The organism is Streptomyces sp. SID1328, assembly GCF_009865595.1.
Lineage (GTDB): Bacteria > Actinomycetota > Actinomycetes > Streptomycetales > Streptomycetaceae > Streptomyces > Streptomyces griseoluteus.
The window spans coordinates 1-24626 of record NZ_WWKH01000461.1; the positions used below are offsets into that span (position 1 = coordinate 1).

The 24626-nt window shown below is 71.3% G+C and carries 17 protein-coding genes; 10 read left to right on the forward strand and 7 right to left on the reverse strand.

What is annotated here, in order from left to right; translation table 11 throughout:
• The 6 genes from GT030_RS13970 to GT030_RS13995 form a co-directional block, all read left to right on the forward strand.
• The coding region (locus GT030_RS13970) for a peptidase M4 family protein (RefSeq protein WP_161201378.1) at positions 1–522 on the forward strand (522 nt) is incomplete at its 5' end.
• 301 nt (positions 523–823) lie between these two features.
• On the forward strand, positions 824–1366 hold the full coding sequence (locus GT030_RS13975; protein ID WP_161201379.1) for a hypothetical protein: 543 nt from the start codon (positions 824–826) through the stop codon (positions 1364–1366).
• Between the two features lie 120 nt (positions 1367–1486).
• Positions 1487–2107 (forward strand): class F sortase, encoded by a 621-nt coding sequence (locus GT030_RS13980; RefSeq protein WP_161201380.1) that lies wholly within the window; start codon positions 1487–1489, stop codon positions 2105–2107.
• A gap of 554 nt (positions 2108–2661) precedes the next feature.
• Positions 2662–3465 (forward strand): alpha/beta hydrolase, encoded by an 804-nt coding sequence (locus GT030_RS13985; protein ID WP_161201381.1) that lies wholly within the window; start codon positions 2662–2664, stop codon positions 3463–3465.
• Positions 3465–4787: a SpoIIE family protein phosphatase gene (locus tag GT030_RS13990; RefSeq protein ID WP_161201419.1), complete on the forward strand. Its 1323-nt coding sequence runs from the start codon at positions 3465–3467 to the stop codon at positions 4785–4787. The genes GT030_RS13985 and GT030_RS13990 overlap by 1 nt, the downstream gene beginning before the upstream one ends.
• A gap of 13 nt (positions 4788–4800) precedes the next feature.
• Positions 4801–5124, forward strand: a complete 324-nt coding sequence (locus GT030_RS13995; protein WP_161201382.1) for an STAS domain-containing protein — start codon at positions 4801–4803, stop codon at positions 5122–5124.
• A gap of 153 nt (positions 5125–5277) precedes the next feature.
• Here GT030_RS13995 and GT030_RS14000 read toward each other — a convergent pair whose 3' ends face one another.
• The 5 genes from GT030_RS14000 to GT030_RS14020 form a co-directional block, all read right to left on the reverse strand.
• Positions 5278–5676: an STAS domain-containing protein gene (locus tag GT030_RS14000; RefSeq protein WP_161201383.1), complete on the reverse strand. Its 399-nt coding sequence runs from the start codon at positions 5674–5676 to the stop codon at positions 5278–5280.
• 173 nt (positions 5677–5849) lie between these two features.
• On the reverse strand, positions 5850–6161 hold the full coding sequence (locus tag GT030_RS14005) for an STAS domain-containing protein (RefSeq protein WP_161201384.1): 312 nt from the start codon (positions 6159–6161) through the stop codon (positions 5850–5852).
• Positions 6161–10330 (reverse strand): SpoIIE family protein phosphatase, encoded by a 4170-nt coding sequence (locus GT030_RS14010; RefSeq protein WP_161201385.1) that lies wholly within the window; start codon positions 10328–10330, stop codon positions 6161–6163. The genes GT030_RS14005 and GT030_RS14010 overlap by 1 nt, the downstream gene beginning before the upstream one ends.
• A gap of 493 nt (positions 10331–10823) precedes the next feature.
• Entirely contained in the window at positions 10824–13544 is a 2721-nt protein-coding gene (ppdK, locus tag GT030_RS14015) for a pyruvate, phosphate dikinase (protein ID WP_161201386.1), read from the reverse strand.
• Positions 13545–13950: 406 nt separating this feature from the next.
• Complete coding sequence (locus GT030_RS14020) at positions 13951–15171, reverse strand: ROK family protein (RefSeq protein WP_161201387.1); 1221 nt, start codon at positions 15169–15171, stop codon at positions 13951–13953.
• 119 nt (positions 15172–15290) lie between these two features.
• On the opposite strand from GT030_RS14020, the gene GT030_RS14025 reads away from it, so the two are divergent.
• The 3 genes from GT030_RS14025 (at position 15291) to GT030_RS14035 (ending at position 20915) form a co-directional block, all read left to right on the forward strand.
• Positions 15291–16694: a trehalase family glycosidase gene (locus tag GT030_RS14025; RefSeq protein WP_161201388.1), complete on the forward strand. Its 1404-nt coding sequence runs from the start codon at positions 15291–15293 to the stop codon at positions 16692–16694.
• Entirely contained in the window at positions 16691–18619 is a 1929-nt protein-coding gene (locus GT030_RS14030; protein WP_161201389.1) for a glycogen debranching N-terminal domain-containing protein, read from the forward strand. The genes GT030_RS14025 and GT030_RS14030 overlap by 4 nt, the downstream gene beginning before the upstream one ends.
• Before the next feature lie 733 nt (positions 18620–19352).
• Positions 19353–20915, forward strand: coding sequence for a CDP-alcohol phosphatidyltransferase (locus GT030_RS14035; protein ID WP_161201420.1), 1563 nt, complete (start codon positions 19353–19355; stop codon positions 20913–20915).
• A gap of 65 nt (positions 20916–20980) precedes the next feature.
• On the opposite strand, the gene dusB is transcribed toward GT030_RS14035, so the two are convergent.
• Positions 20981–22111: a tRNA dihydrouridine synthase DusB gene (gene dusB / locus GT030_RS14040; RefSeq protein WP_161201421.1), complete on the reverse strand. Its 1131-nt coding sequence runs from the start codon at positions 22109–22111 to the stop codon at positions 20981–20983.
• Positions 22112–22270: 159 nt separating this feature from the next.
• Between dusB and GT030_RS14045 the strand changes: the two genes are divergently transcribed.
• On the forward strand, positions 22271–23716 hold the full coding sequence (locus GT030_RS14045; RefSeq protein WP_161201390.1) for an MFS transporter: 1446 nt from the start codon (positions 22271–22273) through the stop codon (positions 23714–23716).
• A 10-nt stretch (positions 23717–23726) separates the two neighbouring features.
• Here GT030_RS14045 and GT030_RS14050 read toward each other — a convergent pair whose 3' ends face one another.
• Complete coding sequence (locus GT030_RS14050; protein ID WP_161201391.1) at positions 23727–24599, reverse strand: helix-turn-helix transcriptional regulator; 873 nt, start codon at positions 24597–24599, stop codon at positions 23727–23729.
• Between the last annotated feature and the right edge of the window lie 27 nt (positions 24600–24626).

Consider the following 24626-nt stretch of genomic DNA (forward strand, 5'->3'; position numbering starts at 1 on the left):
TACTCGGGCGAGTCCGGCGGCCTGAACGAGGCGACCTCGGACATCCTCGGCACGATGGTCGAGTGGCACGCGGGCAACGCCACGGACACGGGGGACTACCTCATCGGTGAGCGCATCGTGAAGCCCGGCTTCGGCAAGGCCGCGCTGCGCTTCATGGACAAGCCCTCCAAGGACGGCAACTCGGCGGACTACTGGTCCAGTTCGCTCGGCAACCTGGACGTGCACTACTCCTCCGGCGTCGCCAACCACTTCGCGTACCTGCTGGCGGAGGGCAGCGGCGCGAAGACCATCAACGGCGTCTCGTACGACTCCCCGACGGCCAACGGCCAGTCGGTGACCGGCATCGGCCGCGACAAGGTCGGCAAGATCTGGTACCGCGCGCTGACGGTGTACATGACGTCCTCCACCAAGTACGCGGGCGCCCGCACGGCGACCCTGAACGCGGCGAAGGACCTGTACGGGGCCGGGAGCGCGGAGTACAACGCGGTCGGCGCGGCGTGGAGCGCGGTGAACGTGAGCTGAGCCTCCCGCGGCGAGCGGTGGCTGACGGTGCGTCGGGGTCCGGCGCACCGTCTTCGCGTTCCCCCCGGCCGCACGCCATTCGTGTGCACTTGACTCCCGGCCCCCAATGCGCCTCTGACCTGCTGATATGTCGCGCCGCCTCACCCGTGCGGGGGTGGCGGCAGCCACCCGTTCACCGCAGCGGGGGCGCCGGCTCGGGAGGCGGGCCGGGCGCGGTGGCCTTTACCTCAAAAGGGCAGGGGCACGTCCCCCGCGCCACACGAGTCGAGGACACGAGTTCGGACAAGCTCTGGGGAGCACCATGCGACGCACCGCCCGTCTGCTGACCGGTACCGCGCTGGCCGTAGCCGCGGCCGGGCTCGGCACCGTTCCGGCCCACGCGGACGCGGCACGTCTGACGCCCGCTCGGGCCGGCAGCCTCCAGGTGTACCCGTCCACCGCGCTGCCCGGCAGCCAGGTCACGGTGAACACGGCGGCCTGCGGGGAGAAGGGCGCGGCGGTCGGTGACGCGGGGGCGGTGGGCGCGGGGACGTTCGCGCTGGCGCCGACCACGCACGAGGGCGAGGCGATCGGGCAGTTCCAGGTGCCGGCGGGGGCGCAGCCGGGCACGTACGAGATCGTCGCGCGGTGCGCGGAGGGCGAGAAGCGGGTCACGGGGGACCTGAGGGTGACCATGGCCGGGGCGCACGGGCAGGTGCAGCCGCACGGCAGTGTGAAGACGGGAGTCGGCGGCGCCCTGGGCCCCGGCCCCATGCAGACCACGGCGGGTGTGGCGGCTCTGGCCGTCGCCGCCGCGGGCGGTACCTGGCTCCTGCATCGCCGGGCGAGAGGCGACGGGATCTGACGGACACCCTCCGCTGTCCGTCGCCGGTACCGCGAAGCCCGCCCCCTAAGGGTCCGATGCCCCTCGTGACCCCTAGGGGGCGGGCCTTCCCTCAAGGGTCGTCTCCGGTAAGGGGTTCCCATGCGCAGGATCGGCGACACCGCCATAGCCGCCGTCACGGTGTTCGCGCTCGGTACCGGTGTCTGGCTGCTCGGTACCGGTACCGGTACTCCCCCGCAGCCGTCCGCCGCCGAGGGCCGCCCCGATGCGGGCGGCGAACGCGGCCGGGCCACACCCCTGGTGGCGTCCCCGCCCACCCGTATCCGCATCCCCGTGATCCGGGTGAACGCTCCCCTGATGGGCCTCTCCCTGACCGCCTCGGGCAGCCTGGACGTGCCGCCCCCCGCCGAGAAGAACCTCGCCGGCTGGTACGAGGCCGGCACCACCCCCGGCGACACCGGCACCGCCGTCGTCGCCGGCCACGTCGACAACACCGAGGGCCCCGCCGTCTTCTACGACCTCGGCGCCCTCAAGCGCGGCGCCACGATCGAGGTCGACCGCGAGGACGCCACGACGGCGGTCTTCACGGTGGACTCGGTGGAGGTGTACTCCGCGAAGAACTTCCCCGACTCCAAGGTCTACGGCGCCTCGTCCCGCCCGGAACTCCGGGTGATCACCTGTGGGGGCGGGTACTCCAAGTCGACCGGGTATCAGGGGAACGTGGTGGTGTTCGCGCATCTGACGGGCGCGCACGGCACGTGACGGCACACCCCCGGTCAGTCGATGCCGGAACGCTCCACACCTGTCACGATCCACCCTTGCCTTTCCCGTGCCCCGGTGTTGCCCCCGCAGGCAGCCGGCGACCCGACGCTCGCTCCCGCACCCAACAGTCCCCTGCGACTGACCGCCATCTGAGCACCTCCTCGCTTCCGTCATCGATGCCCGGCCCGGCGATCAACGATGCGGGACGAGCACGAAGAGGGTGCTGCGACGGTGTGTCACCCCTGGGGGCGACCCCATCCGCAGGATGTTCGGCTGCCCTGACCTGTGCAGTCAGCCGTCCGCCCTACCCGGAGGGCACTCTCAGGGCACATCGCCGGGAGCGGCCTCCCTCACGCCGGCCGTCGTCCGCCACACCGGGGCCGGGTGCCCGCGCAGCCGGGCAGTTGCCCACAGGCAGCTTTCGAACTCGCAAGGGCAGCACGGGAACAGCGGCGGCGAGGGCGAGGGCGTCTCGCCACAGGGGTGCTCGTTCCCGGTGGGGCTGTCCAGTACCGCAGTCCGGGTCTGCCGGGCCAAGTGGCAGTATGGCCGCAATGGATATTCGCCGCAGGAACAACGTGACGGTCACCGGCCCGGCCGAGGGGCCGGTGGTAGTGCTGGCGCACGGTTTCGGTTGTGATCAGAACATGTGGCGGCTGGCGGTGCCGGTCTTGGAGAAGCGGTACCGGGTAGTGCTGTTCGACTATGTCGGCTCCGGTGGTTCGGATCTGTCGGCGTTCACCCGAGAGCGGTACTCCTCGCTCGAGGGCTACGCCCGGGATGTGGTGGAGGTCTGCGACGAGCTGGACCTGGAAGGGGCGGTGTTCGTCGGGCATTCGGTCAGCGCCATGGTGGGGGTGCTGGCCGCGCGGATGGCGCCGCGGCGGATCGGAGCACTGGTGATGGTCGCCCCGTCTCCCTGCTACATCGACGACGACGGCTATCGGGGCGGCTTCACCGCGGATGACATCGATGAGCTGCTGACCTCGCTGGAGTTGAACTACCTGGGCTGGTCCTCAGCGATGGCCCCGGTGATCATGGGCAATCCGGGGCGGCCGGAACTGGGCCAGGAGCTGACCAACAGCTTCTGCGCCACCGACCCGGACATCGCGGCGGTTTTCGCCCGCACCACTTTCCTGTCCGACAGCCGCGAGGACCTGAAGAGTGTGACGGTGCCGACTCTGGTACTGGAGTGCTCCCAGGACGTGATCGCGCCCCGCGAGGTCGGCGCGTATGTGCACGCCGCGATTCCCTCCTCCCGTCTTGTCACTCTGGATGCCACCGGGCATTGCCCGCAGTTGAGCGCCCCGGAGACCACCACCGAAGCGATGCTCGACTTTCTGGAGTCGTTGCGGTGATGTGTCGCACTGGCGAGGAACCGGACCCGGTGGGGATCGGGGACGTGGTGGGCACGGATGCCGCTTTCACGGCCCTGCTGGAGGACAGTGCCGAGGACCTGTACGAGGCGGCACCCTGCGGCTACCTCTCGACGCTGATGGACGGCACCATCGCCAAGATCAACACCACACTGCTGGACTGGCTCGGTCTCACGCGCGAGACGGTGGTGGGCAGACTCCGCTTCCCCGACCTCCTCACCGTCGGCGGAAAGCTCTACCACGAAACGCACTTCGCGCCCCTGCTGCGCATGCAGGGCGAACTGCGCGGCATCGCCCTGGAGATGAAGGCCGCCGAGGGGCGCCGTCTACCGGTGCTGGTCTCCTCCGTCGTCAAACACGGCAGTGAGGGCGAGCCGCTGCTGATCCGCACCACCGTCTTCGACGCCTCCGACAGGCACGCCTACGAGCAGGAACTCCTGCGCCGTCGCAAGGAGGCCGAGCAGGCACGCACCGAGGCCGAGCGGGCGCATGCGGAGGCGGAAGCAGCCCGCCGGCAGGCCGAGGCCGACCGGGAACGGCTGAGCGACGCGCTCGCTGTGCTGCAGCGGTCCCTCGCGCCCTCCTCGCTGCCCGCCGTGCCGGGACTGGAGGTTGCCGTCTCCTATCACACCGCCTCCCCCGACCGTCTCGGAGGCGACTTCTACGACCTGTTCCCCCTGGGCGGGGGCCGCTGGGCGTTCTTCCTCGGCGACGTGTGCGGCAAGGGCCCCCAGGCGGCCTCCCTCACCTCACTGACCCGCTACACCCTGCACGCCGCGGCCCTGCACGATCCCGAGCCCACCGCGGCCCTGACCACACTGAACGCGGTCCTGCACGAGCGGTACACCGCCAGCGGGGACCCCCGCTACTGCACCGTCATCTTCGGCGTCATAGAACCCGGCGCCGACGACGGCCACACCACCGTCCGGCTTGCCTCCGGCGGCCACCCCCCGGCGCTCGTCATACGGGCCGACGGCCGGACGGACTACCTCCACACCCCCGGAGGGCTCCTCGTGGGCATCCTGCCCACCGCCCCGTTCAGCACCGCGCAGACCACCCTCGCGCCGGGCGACACGCTCCTGCTCTACACCGACGGTCTCACCGAGGCCCGCACCGGCCCCACCCGCGAGCACATGTTCGGCGATGACGCACTGCGCGCCTTCGCCACCGACCACGCACCCACCACACCCCAGCAGTTGATCACCGCCCTGACCGGGCTGCTGGAAGGCTTCGGCGACGGCCTGGACGACGACACCGCCCTGCTGGCCCTCGGCGCTCCCGCAGCCCACCCGACCGATCGCTAACGAATCAGCCAGAATGAGCCCGCTGAACATCACTCACCACGACGCCCTCACCGGACCTGTTCTCCACGTGGCCGGTGACCTCGACTACGCAGAGGCCACCGTCCTGCGCGAACAGGTCGAAAGCCTCGCCCTGAGCCCCGGTCAGAACCTGGTCATCGACCTGTCCGGCCTGGAGTACTGCGACTCCACCGGCCTCACCGTCCTCCTCGCCGCCCGCCAGCGCGCCCAGACCGCCAGCGCCGACATGGCCCTGGCCGCCGTCCCCGCCGACACCCTGCGCATCCTGACCCTCACGGGCCTGGACCAGATCTTCACCATCCACCCGGGCAGTGCGTGAGCTTCTGCGCCCGGTGGGGGTGGCGATCTGCACCTCGAGCACTTCGTCGGCGGCCCGCAGACCGGCAGCTTCCAGGAAGACCACCGGGTCGAAGTCCGCATGCGCCAGGCCGAGGATTTCGTCCCAGCCGTGGCGGTGGATCGTCACCCGGCGTCAGGGCGACGTCTCGGTGCCGGTGCAGGCGTTGCCCGTAGGTTCGTCGGGGGTCTGGTCGGCCAGGGCATCAGCGACCGTCGCATGGACCGGCAGCAACTGGGAGATGCCGGTCAAGGTGATCATCCCCATCAAGCGGTCGGGAACACCGGCCAGGCTGAGCGAGCCGCCCGCCTGCTGGGCCGCGTGCAGGAGGCCGAGGAGGGTGCTGAGGCCGGTTGAGTCGAAGAAGTCGGTTTGTGCCAGGTCAAGGACGAGATGCGGGCCGGCTTCTTCGAGGACGGGCAGGACGTGCGCGCGCAGGATGGATGCCGTGTGCAGGTCCACGTCTCCGGTGACGGTGACGACGGTGGCGCGTGCGCTGGGGTGCTGGACGGTCACATGGAGGGTGTTGGTCATGTCGGTCGTCACTCCTGGCCGGGGTGCTCGTGTGCTGGGATGGTGTAGCGGCGCACGGCGCACCGCCGCTGTCCGGGCCTGCTCGACCTGCGCGTCCGGCACCGGCTGCAAGCGCCGCCCAGGAGCCGGGTCGACGGTCGGAGCCTGCCGGGTCATCGGGTTCTCTTCCCCGGTCACCGCGGCGGCGCCTCGTCAGGTCCCACTTCGTGGACGGTGGTCAGAGTGGCGAGGCCCGAGACGGCGAGCACGGGTTCCAGCAGCGGAGTGGTGATGAGCTCCAGCCGGTCGGCGTGGGCGAAGAGCACGCTCAGTCCGGCGCTGTCGAGGTACTCCACCGCCGTCAGGTCCAGGACGAGCGGCCCAGAGCTGGCGGCGAGGGCATCGGCCAGGGAGCCTGCATTGCTCATGTCGATCTCGCCGTGGACCGCGAGTCGTGGAGTACCGTCCGCACTCCGACCGGGAGTGAGAGTGATGGGGGTGGTCATCAGGCGATCCTCATCTGCATGTCGACAGTGGTGCCGGACGGGCCGGGGGTGATGGTGACCTGCTGCATCATGGCCCGCATGAGCGCCACGCCGCGGCCACGGTGGGCGTTGAGCTCGGGCTGCGGGACCTTCCACCGGCCGCTGTCGGCGACCGTCAGGCGCAGGTTGTCGACGAGGGCCTCGGCGCGCAGCCGCACCCCTTGCCCCGGGGCGTGCCGGTGGCCGTGCTCGATGGCGTTGGCGCACGCTTCCCCGGCGGCGACGAGAACGTTCTGCACGGCGTTCGGGGACAGCTCGCACTGGGCGAGCCAGCTGCGCAACGCCTTGCGGACCGGCGCGAGCTGGGAGGACTCGGCCGGGAAGGACATCTCCAGCGGCGCTGGATGACGGTACAGCAGCAGGGCCACGTCGTCGTCGTAGCCTCCGGCCGGTGCGAGCCGCGCCATCACCTCGGTGGCGAGGTCGTCGACGGGCACGTTGCGGCCCTTCTGCACGACGTCGCTCGCCTGGTCGATTCCCACGCTGAGCGGTCGCCGGCGGCGTTCCACGAGGCCGTCGGTGTACAGCAGAAGCGTGGCCCGTGCGGGCAGCACGCACTCACCGTCCGGACGGTGCCTTCCGGGGCGTACGGCCAGGGGCAGGGACCGTCCCTCGTCCAGCAGCCGGGTGGTGCCGTCGGGGTGCGCGATGATGCCCGGCGGGTGCCCGGCGCTGGAGTATGTCAGCCGGCCTGTGTCGGGGTCGAGGACCCCGCAGAAGACAGTGGTGCCCAAGGCACCGGGCACGCCCACGGCGAACTGGTCGAGTGCCATCAGCGTCCCGGAGGGGCTGGGAGTCTGCAGCATCAGCGCGCGGCAGGCGCTGCGCAGTTGCCCCATCACGCTGGCGGCTTCCAGGCCCCGGCCTACGCAGTCGCCGACGACGATGCCGATCCGCCGGTCCGGCAGGATGACCGTGTCGTACCAGTCACCTCCCACCTCCAGCGGGCGGGTGGCGGGCTCGTAGCGGACAGCGAAGCCGTCGGGGAGCCGGTCCGGGCCGAGGATGGCGCGTTGCAGCGCGATCGCGGTCTCGCGCTGCTGGTCGATCTGGTGTGCCCGCACCAGTCCCTGGGCCAGGTGTCCGGCCAGCAGCGACAGCAGCAGCTGGTCCTCCGGGGTGAAGGGCCGGTGTTCGCCCAGATCGATCCAGAGAGCGAGCGGGCCGTCGGGGTGCTCCAGCAGCACACCGGCTCCGGTGTCCTTGCAGACCGGCGCGAGCGGCGCTTGGCCGCGCAGGCCGGCGAGCACATCACGGCGCTCCGGGGGCAGATCCTCCCACCGCTGCTCCGCGTCCGTGGCCGTCAGCTCGGGCGCGCCGTGCCGGCCGAAGACGGCGGCCACCACACTGCGCGCCTGCCACAGGCCCCTCAGTTCGGCAAGGGCAGCGGACAACGCCTCGGGCAGACTGGCGGCCCGGGACAGGGAGGTACTCAGCGCGGCCAGCGCCGTCTCACGCTGGATGGCATAGTGCTCGGCGGTGACGTCCCGGAAGGTGCCGACGGTGACCCGGCGCCCGGTGTCAGGGTCCTCGGCCTTGTTGTAGGTGGCGGTCACCCACACTCGGTGCCCGTCGCGGTGGGTCACCGGGATCGTGTAGGAGCCCTGGGGCTTTTCGAGCAGGCCGGCGAACGCGTCCCCGACCTTCCGGTGCGCCTCGGCATCGGTGGCGGTGTCCGGCCACCAGGGGTGGACGGGTGCGTAGGGCAGACCCTCCGGTCCGTAGCCGAGGATGTCGGTGAACGCGGCATTGATCTCCACGACCGCCCCGGCCTCGTCGCAGACGAAGAACGCCTCCTGCAGGGACTCGATGAGAGCCGTCCGCCAACGGAGATGGTGCGTGCGCAGCCGGGCCAGTTCGACGTTCGCACGCACCCGCGCCAGAAGCTCGGCGGCGGCGAACGGCTTGACCAGGTAGTCGTCGGCGCCCGCCTGCAAGCCCTCGATGGACGCTTCCTGCCCTGCCCGGGCCGACAGCAGCAGCACCGGTACCGAGGCCGTACGCGCGTCACCGCGCAGCCTTGCCACCAGCTCCAGTCCGTCCAGCCGGGGCATCATCACATCGCTGACGACGAGGTCGGGCGCATCGCGGCGGACGGACCGGAGGGCTTCCACTCCGTCCGAGACGGCGGTGACGTCATAACCCGCCCCGTCCAGAAGGCGCGTAAGGTACTCGCGCATGTCGGCGTTGTCGTCGGCCACCAGTACCCGGGCGCGGACCGCGGGCCCCGGACTCTGCGGGGTGGCACTCACCGCGTCCCGCACCGGCGTATCGTCGGCCGGTCCGCCGGTACCCTGCTCGGGCTGCCAGCGCATGGCCTCCTGGAGGTAAGGGTCAGCGGTGCTGGAAGCAGCGGTGCTGCCCGCTGCGGGCACCACGGTCCCGGCGGGCAGATGACCGGACCCGAACGGCAGCCGAATGGTGAACGCGGTGCCTTCGCCCTCGGTGCTCTCGGCAGTGATCACGCCGCCGTGCAGAGCGACGAGCTCCTGCACCAGGGCCAGCCCGATCCCGCTGCCCTCGTTCGAGCGGGAGCGGGCGTTCTCGATACGGTGAAACCGCTCGAACAGCCGGGGCATCTCCGCCTCCGGCACACCGATGCCGGTGTCGGCGACCGTGACCACGGCGTGCGCACCCGCTCCCCGCACGCTCACCCGGATGGCACCGTCGAAGGTGAACTTCAGCGCGTTGCTCAACAGGTTGAGCACCACCTTCTCCCACATGCCGCGGTCGACGTAGACCGGCGCCTCCAGCGACGGGCACTCCACCTGGAAGGTGAGGCCGGCCTTCTCGACTGCCGAACGGAAGACGCTGGCCAGCTCGGCGGTCACCACACCCAGGTCGACCGGCTCGTAACGAGCCTGCATGCGGCCGGCCTCGATACGGGAGAAGTCCAGCAGCGTGTTGACCAGTTTGCCCAGCCGCAGCCCGTTGCGGTGGATGACGTCGAGCTCCTGCCGCACCTGCTCGTCGGCGCCGGCGAGCCGGACGCGCAGCTCCTCGACAGGCCCCATGATCAGGGTCAGCGGGGTCCGGAACTCATGGCTGATGTTGGAGAAGAAGGTGGTCTTGGCCCGGTCCAGTTCGGCCAGTTCCTCCGCACGACGCTGCTGCGCCTCGTAGTTCCGGGCGCTGCCGATACCGGACGCGATGTGTCCCGCGGTCAGCTCGATGAAACCCCGGTAACCCTGGTCCAGGACCCGGTAGCGGTTCAGACCCACCACCAGGAAGCCGTACGGCGCGCTGCCCTGCTGGAGGAGCGGGACCACGAGTGCCTGTACGGGCGCTTCGGGCCAGTCCCCGCAGGGCAGGCCGGTGAAGACGTCGCCGTCGAGCTGCACGACCGCCGTCTCACCTCTGGCCAGAGCCGCGGCGGGCCACACGCCGTCCGGGTCGTCGGCCGGGAGGAGTGCCGGGACGGCCGGGTGACCGGCGGGAATGCCGGTCGTTCCGGCCAGCCGGGCGTCCTCCTCGTCGAAGAGATAGGTCAGGGTGAAGGGCAGATCCTTCCGATTGCGGTTCAACTGCCGGTCGACGAAGGCCAGCACCTCCTGCTCGGTACGGATCACACTCGGGTCCGAGCCCAGGTCCCGCAACGTGGTCATCCGCCGCTCGCCGATCACCCGCTCGGTGTCCTCGCTGACCACGCAGAGCATGCCGACCACCGCACCGGCGTCGTCCCGCAGGGGGCTGTAGGAGAACGTGTGGTACGTCTCCTCGCTGTAGCCGGACCGCTCCAGGAACAGCAGCAGCCCCTCGTCCCAGGTGGCTTCACCGGTGCTGAGCACGGCGTCGATACGGGGGCCGATGTCGTGCCAGATCTCCGCCCACACCTCGTTCGCGGGACGGCCCAGCGCCCACGGGTACTTCCGGCCCAGCGTGTCCCGCCGGTAGGCGGCGTTGCAGAAGAAGGTCAGTCGCTCGCCCCAGGCCATCCACATGGGAAACCGGGAGGACAGCAGGATACTGACCGCCGTGCGCAGGCTCTGCGGCCACTCCTGCGGCGGACCGAGGGGCGTGGCCGCCCAGTCCACCTCGCCGAGGTCCCCGCCGACCTCGCGGTCGGCGGCGAACACATCGCCGTCGGCCGCCGTCGGCGGCTTGTGTTCAGCGTCGTCCGAACGCGCCACGCGACATCCTTCCACTCATGCCGGCCCACCCCTGAAACCACCATCACGCAGAACTGCGCGCGAGTGCCCCCAGCGGGCATGGCGATGCCCGCCCTCTGCCCAGAACCATCGCCCGCATGCAAGCGCCCCCCGGATGCCCCCCGGCACGACTGACGGCCCTCGAGTCCGATCATGGTTCCGCCCAGGAGACTGCGAACATAGGCGCACAGTCGCGGCCCATAGGATAATCGAGCCGAGTGGCGCGACCTGGCCGCCGGTGCGGCTGCCTGAGCAGGACGGCAAGGATTGCCGTCGGTGCGCGCTGTCGGCCGCTGGGCGGTGAGCGGGCCCGCAGCCCCCAAGTAGAGGGGCCTGTGCAGCGGGTTGGCTTGGCAGTTCCCCCACCCCATGCCAAAGAGGCGGCACCCCCGCACAGGGTGCCGCCTCTCTTTTGGTGCCGGAGCCCGCCGGCGATCGGTGGTGAGGGTCGGGGACCGACGGGGGGCTCCGGGGATCAGCGGTGGTCGCTGCCCGTGGACTGGGTGGCCGCGCGGCCGGCCTCCAGGCGGGCCACCGGGATCCGGAACGGGGAGCAGGAGACGTAGTCCAGGCCGACCTCGTGGAAGAAGTGGACGGACTCCGGGTCGCCGCCGTGCTCGCCGCAGACACCGAGCTTGAGGTCCGGGCGGGTCGCACGGCCGGCCGTGGCGGCCGACTTGACCAGCGAGCCGACCCCGTCCTTGTCGATCGTCTCGAACGGGCTGACGCCGAAGATGCCCTTCTCCAGGTACGCCGTGAAGAAGGACGCCTCCACGTCGTCCCGGCTGAAGCCCCACACCGTCTGCGTGAGGTCGTTCGTGCCGAAGGAGAAGAACTCCGCGGCCTCGGCGATCTGGCCGGCGGTCAGCGCGGCGCGCGGCAGCTCGATCATGGTGCCGATGGCCAGCTTCAACCGAGTACCCGTGGCCGCCTCGACCTCCGCGATGACCTGGTCGGCCTCGTCGCGGACGATCTCCAGCTCCTGGACCGTGCCGACCAGCGGGATCATGATCTCGGCGCGCGGGTCGCCCTTGGCGGCCTTGCGCTCGGCGGCCGCCTCCGCGATGGCGCGGACCTGCATGGTGAACAGGCCCGGAATCACCAGGCCGAGCCGCACACCGCGCAGACCCAGCATCGGGTTCTGCTCGTGCAGCCGGTGCACCGCCTGCAGAAGGCGGAGTTCGTTCTCGTGCGGCTCCTGCCGGGACTCGGCGAGGGCCACGCGGACCGACAGCTCGGTGATGTCGGGCAGGAACTCGTGCAGCGGCGGGTCGAGCAGACGTACCGTCACCGGCAGCCCGTCCATCGCCTCGAACAGCTCCACGAAGTCCTGCTTCTGCAGCGGGAGGAGCTGCTTCAGCGACTCCTCGCGCTCCGCCTCCGTGTCGGCCAGGATCAGGCGCTCGACCAGCTCACGCCGGTCCCCGAGGAACATGTGCTCGGTACGGCACAGCCCGATGCCCTGCGCCCCGAACCGCCGCGCCCGCAGCGCGTCCTCGGCGTTGTCCGCGTTGGCCCGTACCCGCAGCCGGCGCTTGCGGTCGGCGAAGGCCATCATCCGGTGCACGGCCTCGACCAGCTCGTCGGCGTCGTCCGCGCCCGGGTGCATCCGGCCCTCGAAGTACTCCACCACGGGCGAGGGAACCACCGGCACCTCGCCGAGGTACACCTTGCCGGAGGAGCCGTCGATGGAGATGACGTCGCCCTCCTCCACCACATGCCCGCCCGGCACGATCATCCGGCGCCGCTTGGTGTCGACCTCCAGCTCCTCCGCGCCGCAGACACAGGTCTTGCCCATACCGCGCGCGACCACGGCCGCGTGGGAGGTCTTGCCGCCGCGCGAGGTGAGGATGCCCTCGGCGGCGATCATGCCGTCCAGGTCGTCGGGGTTGGTCTCCCGGCGCACCAGGATGACCTTTTCGCCCGAACGGGACCACTTGACCGCGGTGTACGAGTCGAAGACCGCCTTGCCGACCGCCGCGCCCGGCGAGGCGGCGATGCCCCGCCCGACCTGCTCGGTCCGCGCCTCCTCGTCGAAACGGGGGAACATCAGCTGCGCCAGCTGCGCGCCGTTGACCCGCTGGAGCGCCTCGGTCTCGTCGATCAGGCCCTGGTCCACGAGCTGGGTGGCGATGTGGAACGCCGCGCCCGCCGTGCGCTTGCCGACGCGGGTCTGGAGCATCCACAGCTTGCCGCGCTCGATGGTGAACTCGATGTCGCAGAGATCCTTGTAGTGGTTCTCCAGCGTCTCCATGATCTGCATGAGCTGGTCGTACGACGCCTTGTCGATGTTCTCCAGCTCCGCGAGCGGCACGGTGTTGCGGATGCCCGCGACGACGTCCTCGCCCTGGGCGTTCTGGAGGTAGTCGCCGTAGACGCCCTGGTGCCCGGAGGCGGGGTCGCGGGTGAAGGCGACACCGGTGCCGGAGACGGGGCCGAGGTTGCCGAAGACCATGGAGCAGACGTTGACCGCGGTGCCCAGGTCGCCGGGGATGCGCTCCTGGCGGCGGTAGAGCTTGGCACGGTCGCCGTTCCAGGACTCGAAGACGGCCTTGATCGCGAGGTCCATCTGCTCGCGCGGGTCCTGCGGGAAGTCCCGGCCGGCCTCGGTCTTCACCGTCTTCTTGAAGGCGGTGACCAGCTTCTTGAGGTCGGCTGCGTCCAGCTCGGTGTCGACCTGGACGCCCTTGGCCTCCTTGGCCTTCTCCAGCGCGTCCTCGAACAGTTCGCCGTCGACGCCGAGGACGGTCTTGCCGAACATCTGGATCAGGCGCCGGTAGGAGTCCCACGCGAAGCGCTCGTCACCGGCCTGCTTGGCCAGGCCCTTCACCGACTTGTCGGAGAGGCCGATGTTCAGGACGGTGTCCATCATGCCGGGCATGGAGAACTTGGCACCCGAGCGGACGGAGACCAGCAGCGGGTCGTCGGCCTGGCCGAGCTTCTTGCCCATCCGCTGCTCCAGCGCGTCGAGGTGCGCACTCACCTCGTCACGCAGTGCCGGGGGCTCCTCGCCGCTGTCGAGGTAGACCTTGCACGCCTCGGTGGTGATGGTGAAGCCGGGAGGAACCGGCAGCCCGAGGTTGGTCATCTCGGCGAGGTTGGCGCCCTTGCCACCGAGCAGGTCCTTGAGGTCCTTGTTGCCCTCGGTGAAGTCGTAGACGAACTTCGCTACGTGAGGCTCTTTGTTTTCCGACACGGGTCTCGACTCCTTGAGGCCACGGTGGCTGCCCTGACGGCGAGGAACATACCCAGATCGAAGGCGCCTTGGTACGTCCAGTCGTGCGTCATAAGCCTGTAACCAGCCGTCTGCCACAGGATCTAAAGCAAAGGCATGGCAAGGCCAGGGCCACCCGAGTGTTCACTTCTTGAACGGAGGGGCGTACGGTGGCGCCACATCATGCTCATATGAGCGGTGAGCGACACGATTGATTTCGATCATTGAACGCCGACAGGGTGGCACCGAGTGCCACCCCTTGGAGAAGTGCAGCCGCTCAAGATCCGCTCATCTGAGCGCGACCCTTATCAAGGGTGGCGAGAATCACGCTGCCACACGGCACCGGATTTCACCATGCGGACGCCGTTCCGGGCCGGAAACCCGGGCGTCACACCCCGAGCGCGGTGAGCCGTTCCTCCACCCGCTCCGGGGCGTACAGGTGCTCCACGACGAGCGCGCCCGCACCGATCAGCCCCGCCCGCTCCCCCAGCTTCGCGGTGAGGACGTCGAGGTGGGCGGTGGAGCGGGGCAGCGCCCGCTGGTAGAGCAGTTCGCGCACCCCGGTCAGGAAGGGCGTCCCGGCGAGGTCGCCCGCGATCATCAGCACACCGGGGTTGAGCAGGGTGACGACGGTCGCCAGTACGTCCCCGACCCGGCGCCCGGCCTCCCGTGCCAGGGCCGCCGCCTCCGGATGCCCGGCGGCCAGCAGGTCCCGTACGTCCGAGCCGGAGGCGGCCGGCACGCCCGCCTCCGTCAGCCGGCGGGCCACCGCGCCGCCGCTGGCGACGGCCGCGAGACAGCCGTACGAGCCGCAGCGGCACAGCGCCTCGGTGCCGACCCGGATGTGCCCGAGGTCGCCCGCGCCGCCGTCCACACCCCGGTACACCGAGCCGTCCACCACGACCCCGGCGCCGATACCGGTAGAGACCTTGACCAGTACGAAAGCCCGGCAGTCCTGGTACCCGGTGCGCTGCTCCCCGTACGCCATCAGGTTGGCATCGTTGTCCACGAGTACCGGGACCGGGCCGGCCCCGGTGTGCTCGGCGAAGGCGCGGGAGAGGCGGCCCCGTATGTCGTAGCCGTCCCAGCCGGACATCATCGGCGGCTGCACCACCCGCCCGGTCTCACTGTCGACCGGGCCCGGTACGCCGAGCCCGATGCCGCAGACCGCCTCCGGAGCGTGGCCGGTCTCGGTGAGCAGCTCGGCGAACCAGCGGCCCAGCCCGTCCAGGACCGTCTCGGGGCCGTCCTCGACCACCAGGGGCCCGGAGCGTTCGGCGAGGATCTCGCCGGTCAGGGTGAGCAGGGCCGCGCGGGCGTGCCGGGTGTCGAGGTCGGCGGCGAGGACCACGGCGTGCGAGCCGTCGAACTCCAGGGTGATGGCGGGGCGGCCGCCGAGCGGGGAGTCCACCGGGCCGCCCGCGCCCTCGCGCAGCCAGCCCGCCCGGAACAGCCGGTCCAGGCGCTGGCCGACCGTGGCACGGGAGAGGCCGGTCATCTGCTGGAGCGCGCCGCGTGTGACGGCCCGTCCACTGCGCACCAGGTCGAGCAGGTCACCGGCGCTCGTCTGAGCGCCGCCCCTGGCCGTCCTGCCGGGCTTTCCGGTCATGCCACCCCCTTGTGTTCCTCAAGTTTGCATTACATATTGAGTTTTGCGTGTTAAAGAGACGTAACCCTGCGATAGACACAACCGAACCAGGTCGGCCGGACGTCTACGGGGAGTCCCGAGTGGATCGCACTGCCCAGCTCACAGCCCGTGTCACCGGGCGCGGGATCGTATACGACCCGCTCTCCACCGCACCCTCGGCCGCATCACTGCACGTCAGAGCCGCCCGCGTGCTGGCGGCCAACTGGACGGGTACCTCTACGGTCCCCTCCCGGCACCTGTATCCGCACCAGTGGTCCTGGGACTCGGCGTTCATCGCCATCGGATTGCGGCACCTGTCGCCGCTGCGGGCGCAGACGGAGCTGGAGACGCTGCTCGCGGCTCAGTGGGGGGACGGGCGGGTGCCGCACATCGTCTTCTCCCCCTCCGTACCGCTGGACGCCTACTTCCCGAGCCCCGACTTCTGGCGCTCCTCCACCGCCGGGCGGGCCGCGGGCGCCCCGCGCACCGTACAGACGTCCGGCATCGTGCAGCCACCCGTGCACGCGCTGGCCGCCTGGCTGGTGCACCGGGCCGACCCCGGCTTGTCCTGGGCGCGCGGCTTTCTGGCGCGGGTGTATCCCCGGCTGGCCGCCTGGCACCGCTATCTGCTGCGCCGCCGGGACCTGGGCGGGGGCGGGCTGGTGGCGGTGGTGCACCCGTGGGAGCAGGGCATGGACAACAGCCCTTGCTGGGACGGTCCGTTGGCCCGTGTCACCCCGGCCCCGGGCCGCTCCTTCCGCCGCGCCGACCTCGACCACGGCGCCCCCGGGGACCGGCCGACCGATCTGGACTACGGGCGGTACGTGCGCCTCGCGGCCGACTACCGGGACCGTGCATACGCGGACGGCGACGGAGAGTTCACCGTGGAGGACCCGTCCTTCAACGCCCTGCTGATCGCCTCCGAGCACGCGCTCGCCCGCATCGCGGCCGAGTTGGGCACCCCCGGCACCGCCCGGCACGCCCGCGCCGAGCGGCTGACGGCGGCCCTGGTGGAGCGGCTGTGGGACGACGCGTCCGGGATGTTCCTCTGCCGGGACCTGGGCGGCGGGATGATCCGCGAGCGGAGCGTGTCGGGCCTGGTCCCGCTGCTGCTGCCCGGCCTCCCCCGCGAAGTGTCCGGCGCGCTGCTGGGCACCCTGCGCGGACCGCACTTCGCCGCGCGCACCGGGCTCGTACCGAGCTACGACCTACGGGGACCGGCGTTCGAGCCGAACCGGTACTGGCGCGGCCCGGCCTGGTTCAACACCGCCTGGCTGGTGGAGCGCGGGCTGCGCGCCCACGGCGAGAAAGCCGCGGCCGACGCCCTGCGCACCGCCTTCCTGCACGCGGCCGGGGACTCCGGGTTCGCGGAGTACGTCGACCCGGACACCGGCGAGGCGTGCGGGGCGCCGGGGTTCGGCTGGACCGCCGCGCTGACGCTGGACCTGCTGCACGACATGGACGGGGTTATGAGGACAGGGGAAGAGGGAGGGGACCGGGGATGACTCAACTGCTCGTACGGGGAGCCACGTTCGCCGCCGTGGGCGACCAGGGCGACATCAGCGGGGTGCGCGGGGGCGGCCGGGTGGAGGGGCTTTTCGTCCGCGACGCCCGGCACTTGAGCCGCTGGCAGCTCACCGTCGACGGCGCGGTACCCGAGGTGCTGAAGCCGGTCGGGGAGGGCGACACGGCACGCTGCGTACTGGTGCCGCGCGGTGGGCGCCAGGAGCCGCCCGCGTACACGCTGTGGCGTGAGCAGGCCGTGGGTGACAGCTCGTTCGTGGAGTCGGTGCGCATCACCGGCAATCGTCCGACGGCCACCACGGTACGGCTGGCGCTCACCGTCGACGCCGACTTCACCGACCAGTTCGAGCTGCGCTCCGACCACCGCACGTACGTCAAGGCGGGTGCCGTGCGCAGCCGGCAAGTGCTGGACGACGGCATCGAGTTCGGGTACCGGCGCGGTGAGTGGCGGTCCTGTACGACCATCACCGCGGACCCGGCTCCGGAGGCGGTGGAGGAGACCGGTACCGGTGCCCGGCGGCTGGTCTGGACGCTCGAACTCGCCCCGCACGGCGCGGCGGAGCTGCTGCTGCGGGTGGTGGCCCGCCCGCACGGCGACCGGCACACGGTGCGCGTACCCCGTGACCCGGCCGCCGTGAGCGGTGAACTCCGTGCGGCAGAGGAGGAGTTCACGGAGGGGGTCGCCTTCCCCACCGCCTGGCCGGAGCTGGCGGCCGCCTGTGTGCGTGGGCTGTCCGACCTGGCCGCGCTCCAGGTACCGGCGCGCGGGCCGGACGGGGAGGGGCTGCGGGTGCCGGCCGGGGGCGCGCCCTGGTTCCTCACGCTGCTCGGCCGGGACGCCCTGCTGACCTCGCTGTTCGCCCTGCCGTACCGCCCCCGGCTGGCCGCCGCCACGCTTCCCGCGCTGGCCGCCACCCAGGCCACCGCCGACAGCGCCTCCGCGGTGGCCCAGCCCGGCAAGATCGTGCACGAGGTCCGGCACGGCGAGCTGGCCCACTTCGGGCAGGTGCCGTACGGGCGTTACTACGGCTCGGTCGACGCCACCCCGCTCTTCCTCGTCCTGCTCGGCGCCTACACCGAGCGCACCGGCGACACCGCCCTGGCCCGGCGGCTGGAGCGGCACGCCCGCGCGGCGGTCGGCTGGATGCTGGACCACGGCGGGCTGACCGCGCGCGGCTACCTCGTCTACCGCGCCGACGAGGGCGGCCTCGCCAACCAGAACTGGAAGGACTCCCCCGGCGCCATCTGCCGCGCCGACGGCACCCGGCCGAGCGGCGCGGTGATGGCGGCGGGCGCGCAGGGGTACGCGTACGACGCGCTGCGCCGTACGGCGTGGCTGGCGCGGACGGTGTGGGACGACGGGACGTACGCGGCGCTGCTGGAGCAGGCGGCGGCCGACCTGCGCGACCGCTTCCAGCGGGACTTCTGGCTGCCCGAACAGGGCTTCCCCGCCCTGGCGTTGGACGGCGACGGCCACCGGATAGACGCGCTCGCCTCGGACGCCGGGCACCTGCTGTGGTCGGGGCTGCTGGACAAGGAGTACGGGGAGGCCGTCGGGCGCCGGCTGCTGGAGCCGGACTTCTTCTCCGGCTGGGGCGTCCGCACGCTCGCCGCCGGCCAGGCCGCCTACCACCCGCTCTCCTACCACCGGGGCTCGGTCTGGCCGCACGACAACGCGCTGATCACCCTCGGCCTCGCCCGCTACGGCCTGCACGACGAGGCCCGCGCCGTGGCCCGTGGCCTGGTGGACGCGGCGGCCTCCGCGGGGCACCGGCTTCCCGAAGTGCTGGCGGGTTACGGGCGGGACACCCACCCCGAGCCGGTACCGTACCCGCACGCGTGTGTGCGGGAGTCCCGTTCGGCTGCCGCGCCGCTCGCCCTGCTCACCGCGGTCGGAGGCGCCTGAGACCGGCCTTGACCGGGCGTTTGCCCGGTATTTGCCGTAGGCCCTGAACACCGGCCCGCGGCGGACCGTACGGAAGGACGGCGGGCCAGGCGGACCGGCCTCCAACGGCCCTGCCCAGCCTCCCCGGCGCGGCCCGCCGCCTCCGTCGTCACCGGCCTCGCGCGGAAGGACCTCCGGGTTGCCTCAGCACAAGAACACACATACGTCACCCGACGCGCCGGGGGGTGGTCCCGACGGCGGGGTGGAAACCCTGGTCGAGCACGGGAAGAGTGAGGACCGGGGGGACGCCGGGGCGCCGGGGACGGACTCCGAGGACGGGGGCGCCGCCCCAAAGGCTGGTGCCGGGCCCGAGGTTCACCGGGGCGCGCCTGCGGAGGACGCGGGTGGGGTCGCCGGAGCCGATCCCGAGCCGGGCGCCGGCTCCGGTTCCCGCGCGGAGGCGAGCCACGTGTCCGGAGCCAAGGCCGACCCCGAGGACGGCCCGGAGGGCTCTCCCGACGCGGAGGCCGCCCACACGTCCGACGCCAGGACCGACCCGGAGGGCGCCCCCGAGGCCGACCCCGGCACCAGCCCCGACGCGGGCCCCACCCCCGAGGTCGCCCCGGACACCCCCGCCAAGGCACCCCGCTTCGCCCGCCTGACCCGCTGGCAGGCGGAACACCCCCAAGGTGCCCGTGTCCTCTCCCGGACCATCACCGTCCTCGCCGCGATCCTGGTCGTCTGCACCCTGGTGATGCCCGCGACCATCGTCGACCTCGGCCCCGGCACGTTCTTCCGGCTGCCCGGGGAGGCCATCGTCGGCGCGGCCATCCTGCTCGCGCTGCCCAGGAAGCCGCGGATCGTGCTCGCCGCGGCCAGCGGTGTCGTACTCGCCGCGCTGACGGTGCTGAACTGGCTCGACATGGGCTTCAAGCAGTACCTCGGCCGCACCTTCAACCTGGTGCTGGACTGGAGCCTGCTCGGGGACGCGCAGTCGTACCTGGAGGACTCGCTCGGCCGGACGGCCACCCTCGCCGCGACCGCCGGCCTGATCGTGCTCGTACTGCTGCTGTTCGCCGCGCTGGCCTACGCCGTCGTGCGCCTGAGCAACGTCCTCGCCCGGCACTCGGCCACCGCGACCCGGGGGACGCTGATCGCGGGCGTCGTCTGGATCACCTGCTCCTCCTTCGGGGTGCAGCTCGCGGGCGTGCCGCTCGCCGCCGACAGCGCCGCCGTCACCCTGCAGAGCCAGACCGAGCGGGTGTCCGACACGCTGAAGGACGAGGCCGAGTTCCAGAAGGTCGCCAAGGTGGACGCGTTCGGCGCGACCCCGCCCGGCCAGCTCGTGCCGGACCTGCGCGGCAAGGACATGATCTTCACCTTCATCGAGAGCTACGGCCGCAGCGCGATCGAGGACCCGATCATGGCGCCCGGCGTGGACAAGACCCTCGCCGTGCGCACCGAGGCGCTGAAGAAGGCGGGTTACCACGCCAAGAGCGGCTGGCTGACCTCCGCGACGTACGGCGGCAGCAGTTGGCTCGGCCACTCCACCAGCCTGTCCGGCCTGTGGGTGAGCAACCAGCAGCGCTACCGCACGGTGATGGCGAGCGACCACCTCAGCCTGACCAAGGTGTTCAAGAAGTCCGGCGCCTGGAACACGGTCGGTGTGATGCCGGGTGTCCAGAAGGCATGGCCCGAACAGAGCTTCTTCGGACTGGAGAAGGTCTACAACGCCTTCGAACTCGGTTACAAGGGACCGAAGTTCAGCTGGTCCACGATGCCGGACCAGTACACCCTGGAGCAGTTCCAGAAGCGGGTGCACGGCAAGAAGCACGACAAGCCGATGATGTCCGAGGTCATCCTGACCTCCAGCCACCAGCCCTGGGGCCCGATCCCGAAGATGGTCGGCTGGGACGAGCTGGGCGACGGCTCGATCTTCAAGGGCATCGAGGCGGCGGGCAACAAGCCGGCCGACGTGATCGCGGACACCACCAAGTCCCGCCAGGAGTACGGCAAGTCGATCCAGTACTCGGTCACCGCGCTCACCGAGTGGCTGGAGCGCTACGGCACCAAGGACACGGTGCTGGTGTTCCTCGGCGACCACCAGCCCATCGCCCGCGTCAGCGGCAACCACGCCAGCAGGGACGTGCCGATCTCCATCGTCGCCAAGGACCCGAAGGTGCTGGACAAGATCGGTGACTGGGGCTGGTCGGACGGTCTGCGGCCCGCGCACGACGCGCCGGTGTGGAAGATGAACCTCTTCCGCGACCGCTTCCTGACCGCGTACGGGTCGACTCCGCACCCGAAGAAGGGCTGACCCCCAAGGCCCTTGAGGGGGCTCGAGGACAGGGCCGGTCCCTTGAGGGCCGGCCCTGTCGCCGTTCAGCCGCCGGAGGTGTCCAGCTCGGCGTCCTCGCTGACGCCCGCGCAGTCGTACGGGTCCTTCAGCCAGCCGTCCGGGAGGACCACCCGGTTGTTGCCGGAAGTGCGCCCGCGCGGGCCGTCGGCGCCGGCCGGCCACGCCTGGTCGAGGTCCAGCTCGTCCAGGCCGGCGCGCAGCTCCTCCAGCGAGGAGGTGATGGCGAGCCGCTTGCGCATCTCGGAGCCGACCGCGAAGCCCTTGAGGTACCAGGCGACGTGCTTGCGGAAGTCGATGACACCGCGTGCCTCGTCGCCGAGCCACTCGCCGAGCAGTGTGGCGTGCCGGACCATCACGTCGGCGACCTGGCGCAGCACCGGCCGCTGGAACTCGTCGCGGCCCTCGAAGGCGGCGACCAGGTCGGCGAAGAGCCAGGGCCGGCCGAGGCAGCCGCGGCCCACGACCACGCCGTCGCAGCCGGTCTCGCGGACCATGCGCAGCGCGTCCTCGGCGGACCAGATGTCGCCGTTGCCGAGCACCGGGATCTCGGGGACGTGCTCCTTCAGCCGGGCGATGGCGCTCCAGTCGGCGGTGCCGCCGTAGTGCTGGGCGGCGGTGCGGCCGTGCAGGGCGATGGCGGTGACGCCCTCCTCGACGGCGATGCGGCCGGCGTCGAGGTAGGTGATGTGGTCGTCGTCGATGCCCTTGCGCATCTTCATGGTGACCGGCAGGTCGCCCGCGCCGGAGACGGCCTCGCGCAGGATGGCCCGCAGCAGGTTCCGCTTGTACGGCAGCGCGGAGCCGCCTCCCTTACGGGTGACCTTGGGGACCGGGCAGCCGAAGTTCAGGTCGATGTGGTCGGCCAGGCCCTCTTCCGCGATCATGCGGACGGCCTTGCCGACGGTGGCCGGGTCGACGCCGTACAACTGGATCGAGCGCGGCTTCTCGCTCTCGTCGAACCGGATGAGCTGCATGGTCTTCTCGTTGCGCTCGACCAGCGCCCTCGTCGTGATCATCTCGCTGACGAACAGCCCCTTGCCCCCGCTGAACTCCCGGCACAGGGTGCGGAAGGGGGCGTTGGTGATCCCGGCCATGGGTGCGAGCACGACGGGCGGCACCACGGCGTGCGGGCCGATGGACAGCGGCTGGGTCATCAGGGGGCTCCGGGACGGATGTACGGCAAGGGCGTCGTCCATTGTCCCTCACCTCACCGGTGCCCCTTCCCCTGCCGGACGGATCGGGTACGGGTACTGCTGCGGATCGTGTAGGGGTCATTAGTTAGCCGCACTATCGAAGCGCGTACGATGGAGCGCATGCCCGAGCTGAGTCACCGGCGGCGGATGCTGGTGCTCTCGATCTGCTGCATGAGCCTGCTGATCGTGAGCCTGGACAACACCGCCCTGAACGTCGCGCTGCCCTCGATGCAACGCGAGCTGCACGCCACCACCTCCGGTCTCCAGTGGACGATCGACGCCTACACGCTGGTGCTGGCCTCGCTGCTGATGCTGGCGGGGTCCACGGCGGACCGGATCGGCCGCAAACGGGTCTTCATGGCGGGACTGGTGATCTTCACCGCCGGTTCCCTGCTGTGCTCGCTCGCCCCGAACCTGGAACTCCTCGTGGTGTTCCGCATGGTCCAGGCGGTCGGCGGCTCGATGCTCAACCCGGTCGCCATGTCGATCATCACCAACACCTTCACCGAACCGCGTGAACGGGCGCGCGCGATCGGCGTCTGGGGCGCGGTGGTCGGCATCTCCATGGCCGCCGGTCCGCTGGCGGGCGGGCTGCTGGTGGAGTCGGTCGGCTGGCGCTCGATCTTCTGGGTCAACCTGCCGGTCGGCCTTGCCGCCCTGCTGCTCACCCTGCGCTTCGTCCCCGAGTCCCGCGCGCCCCGGCCGCGCCGCCCGGACCCGGTCGGCCAGGTGCTGGTGATCGCCCTGTTCGGCTCGCTGACCTACGCGATCATCGAGGCGCCGGACGCGAGCCTCACCAAGGTGCTCCCCTTCGCCGCCGTGGCCGTCGCCGCGCTGCTGGCCCTCCTGATCTACGAGCCCCGGCGCGCGGAGCCCCTCATCGACCTGCGCTTCTTCCACTCGGCACCGTTCAGCGGGGCGACCGGGATAGCGGTGAGCGCCTTCGCCGCGCTGGGCGGGTTCCTCTTCCTGTCCACGCTGTACCTCCAGAACGTACGCGGTCTCGACGCCCTGCACGCCGGCCTGTGGATGCTGCCCATGGCGGTCCCGACCCTGCTGTGCGCCCCGCTGTCCGGACGGCTGGTCGGCAGCCGGGGGCCGCGGCTGCCCCTGCTGATCGCGGGCGCGGCGATGACGGTGAGCGGCCTCCTCTTCGCCCTCTTCGAGGCCGAGACCTCCGACGTCACCCTCTTCCTCGGCTACGTCCTCTTCGGCGTCGGCTTCGGCTTCGTCAACGCCCCCATCACCAACACCGCCGTCTCCGGCATGCCCCGCACCCAGGCGGGCGTCGCGGCGGCGGTCGCCTCCACCAGCCGCCAGCTCGGCCAGACCCTCGGCGTCGCCGTCATCGGCGCGGTCCTGGCCGCGGGCATCGGCTCGTCCCCCTACCGCGGCACCTTCGTCTCCGCCGCCCGCCCCGGCTGGTGGATTCTCGCCGCGTGCGGCGCCGCCGTCCTCGTCCTCGGCCTCCTGACCAGCGGCCGCTGGGCCCACAGGACGGCGGAGCGGACGGCTGAGCCGCTGGAGACCGCGGAGGTGCGGCAGCCCGTGGCTACGTCCGGCTGATCCCCCGGACTCAGCCCTCCAGCGCCAGCGCGTGCAGCTTCTCCAGGCGTTCCCGGGACTCCTCGTTCTTGGGTGGGTAGATCACCATGCGGGGGCCCTGGTCGGGGGAGAGCCAGAGGTCGGTGTGTTCCAGGGTGAGGTGGCCCACGTGGCGGTTGAGGAACTCCTTGGTCTTGGAGCGGCTGCCGACCACCTCGTAGCGCTCCCAGTGTTCGCGGAACTCGGGGTACGCCTGGAGGCGCTTGAGGAGCATCTTCCAGGCGGGTTCGCCGAGGTGTCCGGCGAGCGAGGCGCGCAGGCGGGCCGCCATCAGCCGCAGGGCCTCGTCGAGGTGGACGATCGAGGAGCGCCACTCGGGGTTGGAGTAAGCGAGGAGCACGCAGTTGCGGTCCTCGGGCGGGACGGCGTCCATGTCGCACAGCAGCCGGGCGTAGGTGCGGTTGTAGGCCAGGATGTCGTACCGGCTGTTCTGCACCGCCGCCGGGAACGGCTCCATCTGGCGCAGGGTCGCCCGCAGCGCCGGGGTGATGCTGGGGCAGACCGCGGCGGGCGTCGGGTCGGCGGCCCCGGCCAGCTGGAAGAGGTGGGCGCGCTCGCTGGGGTCCAGCATCAGGGTGCGCGCGAGGGCGTCGAGTACCTGTACGGACACCTGGATGTTCCGGGCCTGTTCGAGCCAGGTGTACCAGGTCACGCCCACGGCGGAGAGCTGCGCGACCTCCTCCCGGCGCAGCCCCGGCGTGCGCCGCCGGGCCCCGCGCGGCATCCCCACCTGCTCCGGGGTGATCCGCTCACGGCGGCTGCGCAGGAACGCGGCCAGCTCGTGGCGCCGGATCTCCGCGCCCTTCACCTGCGGGACGGCGCTTTCCTGGGCCATGGTCGTCATGGTTCCAGGGTGCCTCCGCCCGGACCC

Excerpts from the sequence above, each read along its gene's own strand:
- GT030_RS13975 (WP_161201379.1), top strand. The coding sequence starts at position 824 with ATGCGACGCACCGCCCGTCTGCTGACCGGTACCGCGCTGGCCGTAGCC.
- GT030_RS13980 (WP_161201380.1), top strand. The coding sequence starts at position 1,487 with ATGCGCAGGATCGGCGACACCGCCATAGCCGCCGTCACGGTGTTCGCG.
- GT030_RS13985 (WP_161201381.1), top strand. The coding sequence starts at position 2,662 with ATGGATATTCGCCGCAGGAACAACGTGACGGTCACCGGCCCGGCCGAG.
- GT030_RS13990 (WP_161201419.1), top strand. The coding sequence starts at position 3,465 with ATGTGTCGCACTGGCGAGGAACCGGACCCGGTGGGGATCGGGGACGTG.
- GT030_RS13995 (WP_161201382.1), top strand. The coding sequence starts at position 4,801 with ATGAGCCCGCTGAACATCACTCACCACGACGCCCTCACCGGACCTGTT.
- GT030_RS14000 (WP_161201383.1), bottom strand. The coding sequence starts at position 5,676 with ATGACCAACACCCTCCATGTGACCGTCCAGCACCCCAGCGCACGCGCC.
- GT030_RS14005 (WP_161201384.1), bottom strand. The coding sequence starts at position 6,161 with ATGACCACCCCCATCACTCTCACTCCCGGTCGGAGTGCGGACGGTACT.
- GT030_RS14020 (WP_161201387.1), bottom strand. The coding sequence starts at position 15,171 with ATGACCGGAAAGCCCGGCAGGACGGCCAGGGGCGGCGCTCAGACGAGC.
- GT030_RS14030 (WP_161201389.1), top strand. The coding sequence starts at position 16,691 with ATGACTCAACTGCTCGTACGGGGAGCCACGTTCGCCGCCGTGGGCGAC.
- GT030_RS14035 (WP_161201420.1), top strand. The coding sequence starts at position 19,353 with ATGCCCGCGACCATCGTCGACCTCGGCCCCGGCACGTTCTTCCGGCTG.
- dusB (WP_161201421.1), bottom strand. The coding sequence starts at position 22,111 with ATGACCCAGCCGCTGTCCATCGGCCCGCACGCCGTGGTGCCGCCCGTC.
- GT030_RS14045 (WP_161201390.1), top strand. The coding sequence starts at position 22,271 with ATGCCCGAGCTGAGTCACCGGCGGCGGATGCTGGTGCTCTCGATCTGC.
- GT030_RS14050 (WP_161201391.1), bottom strand. The coding sequence starts at position 24,599 with ATGACGACCATGGCCCAGGAAAGCGCCGTCCCGCAGGTGAAGGGCGCG.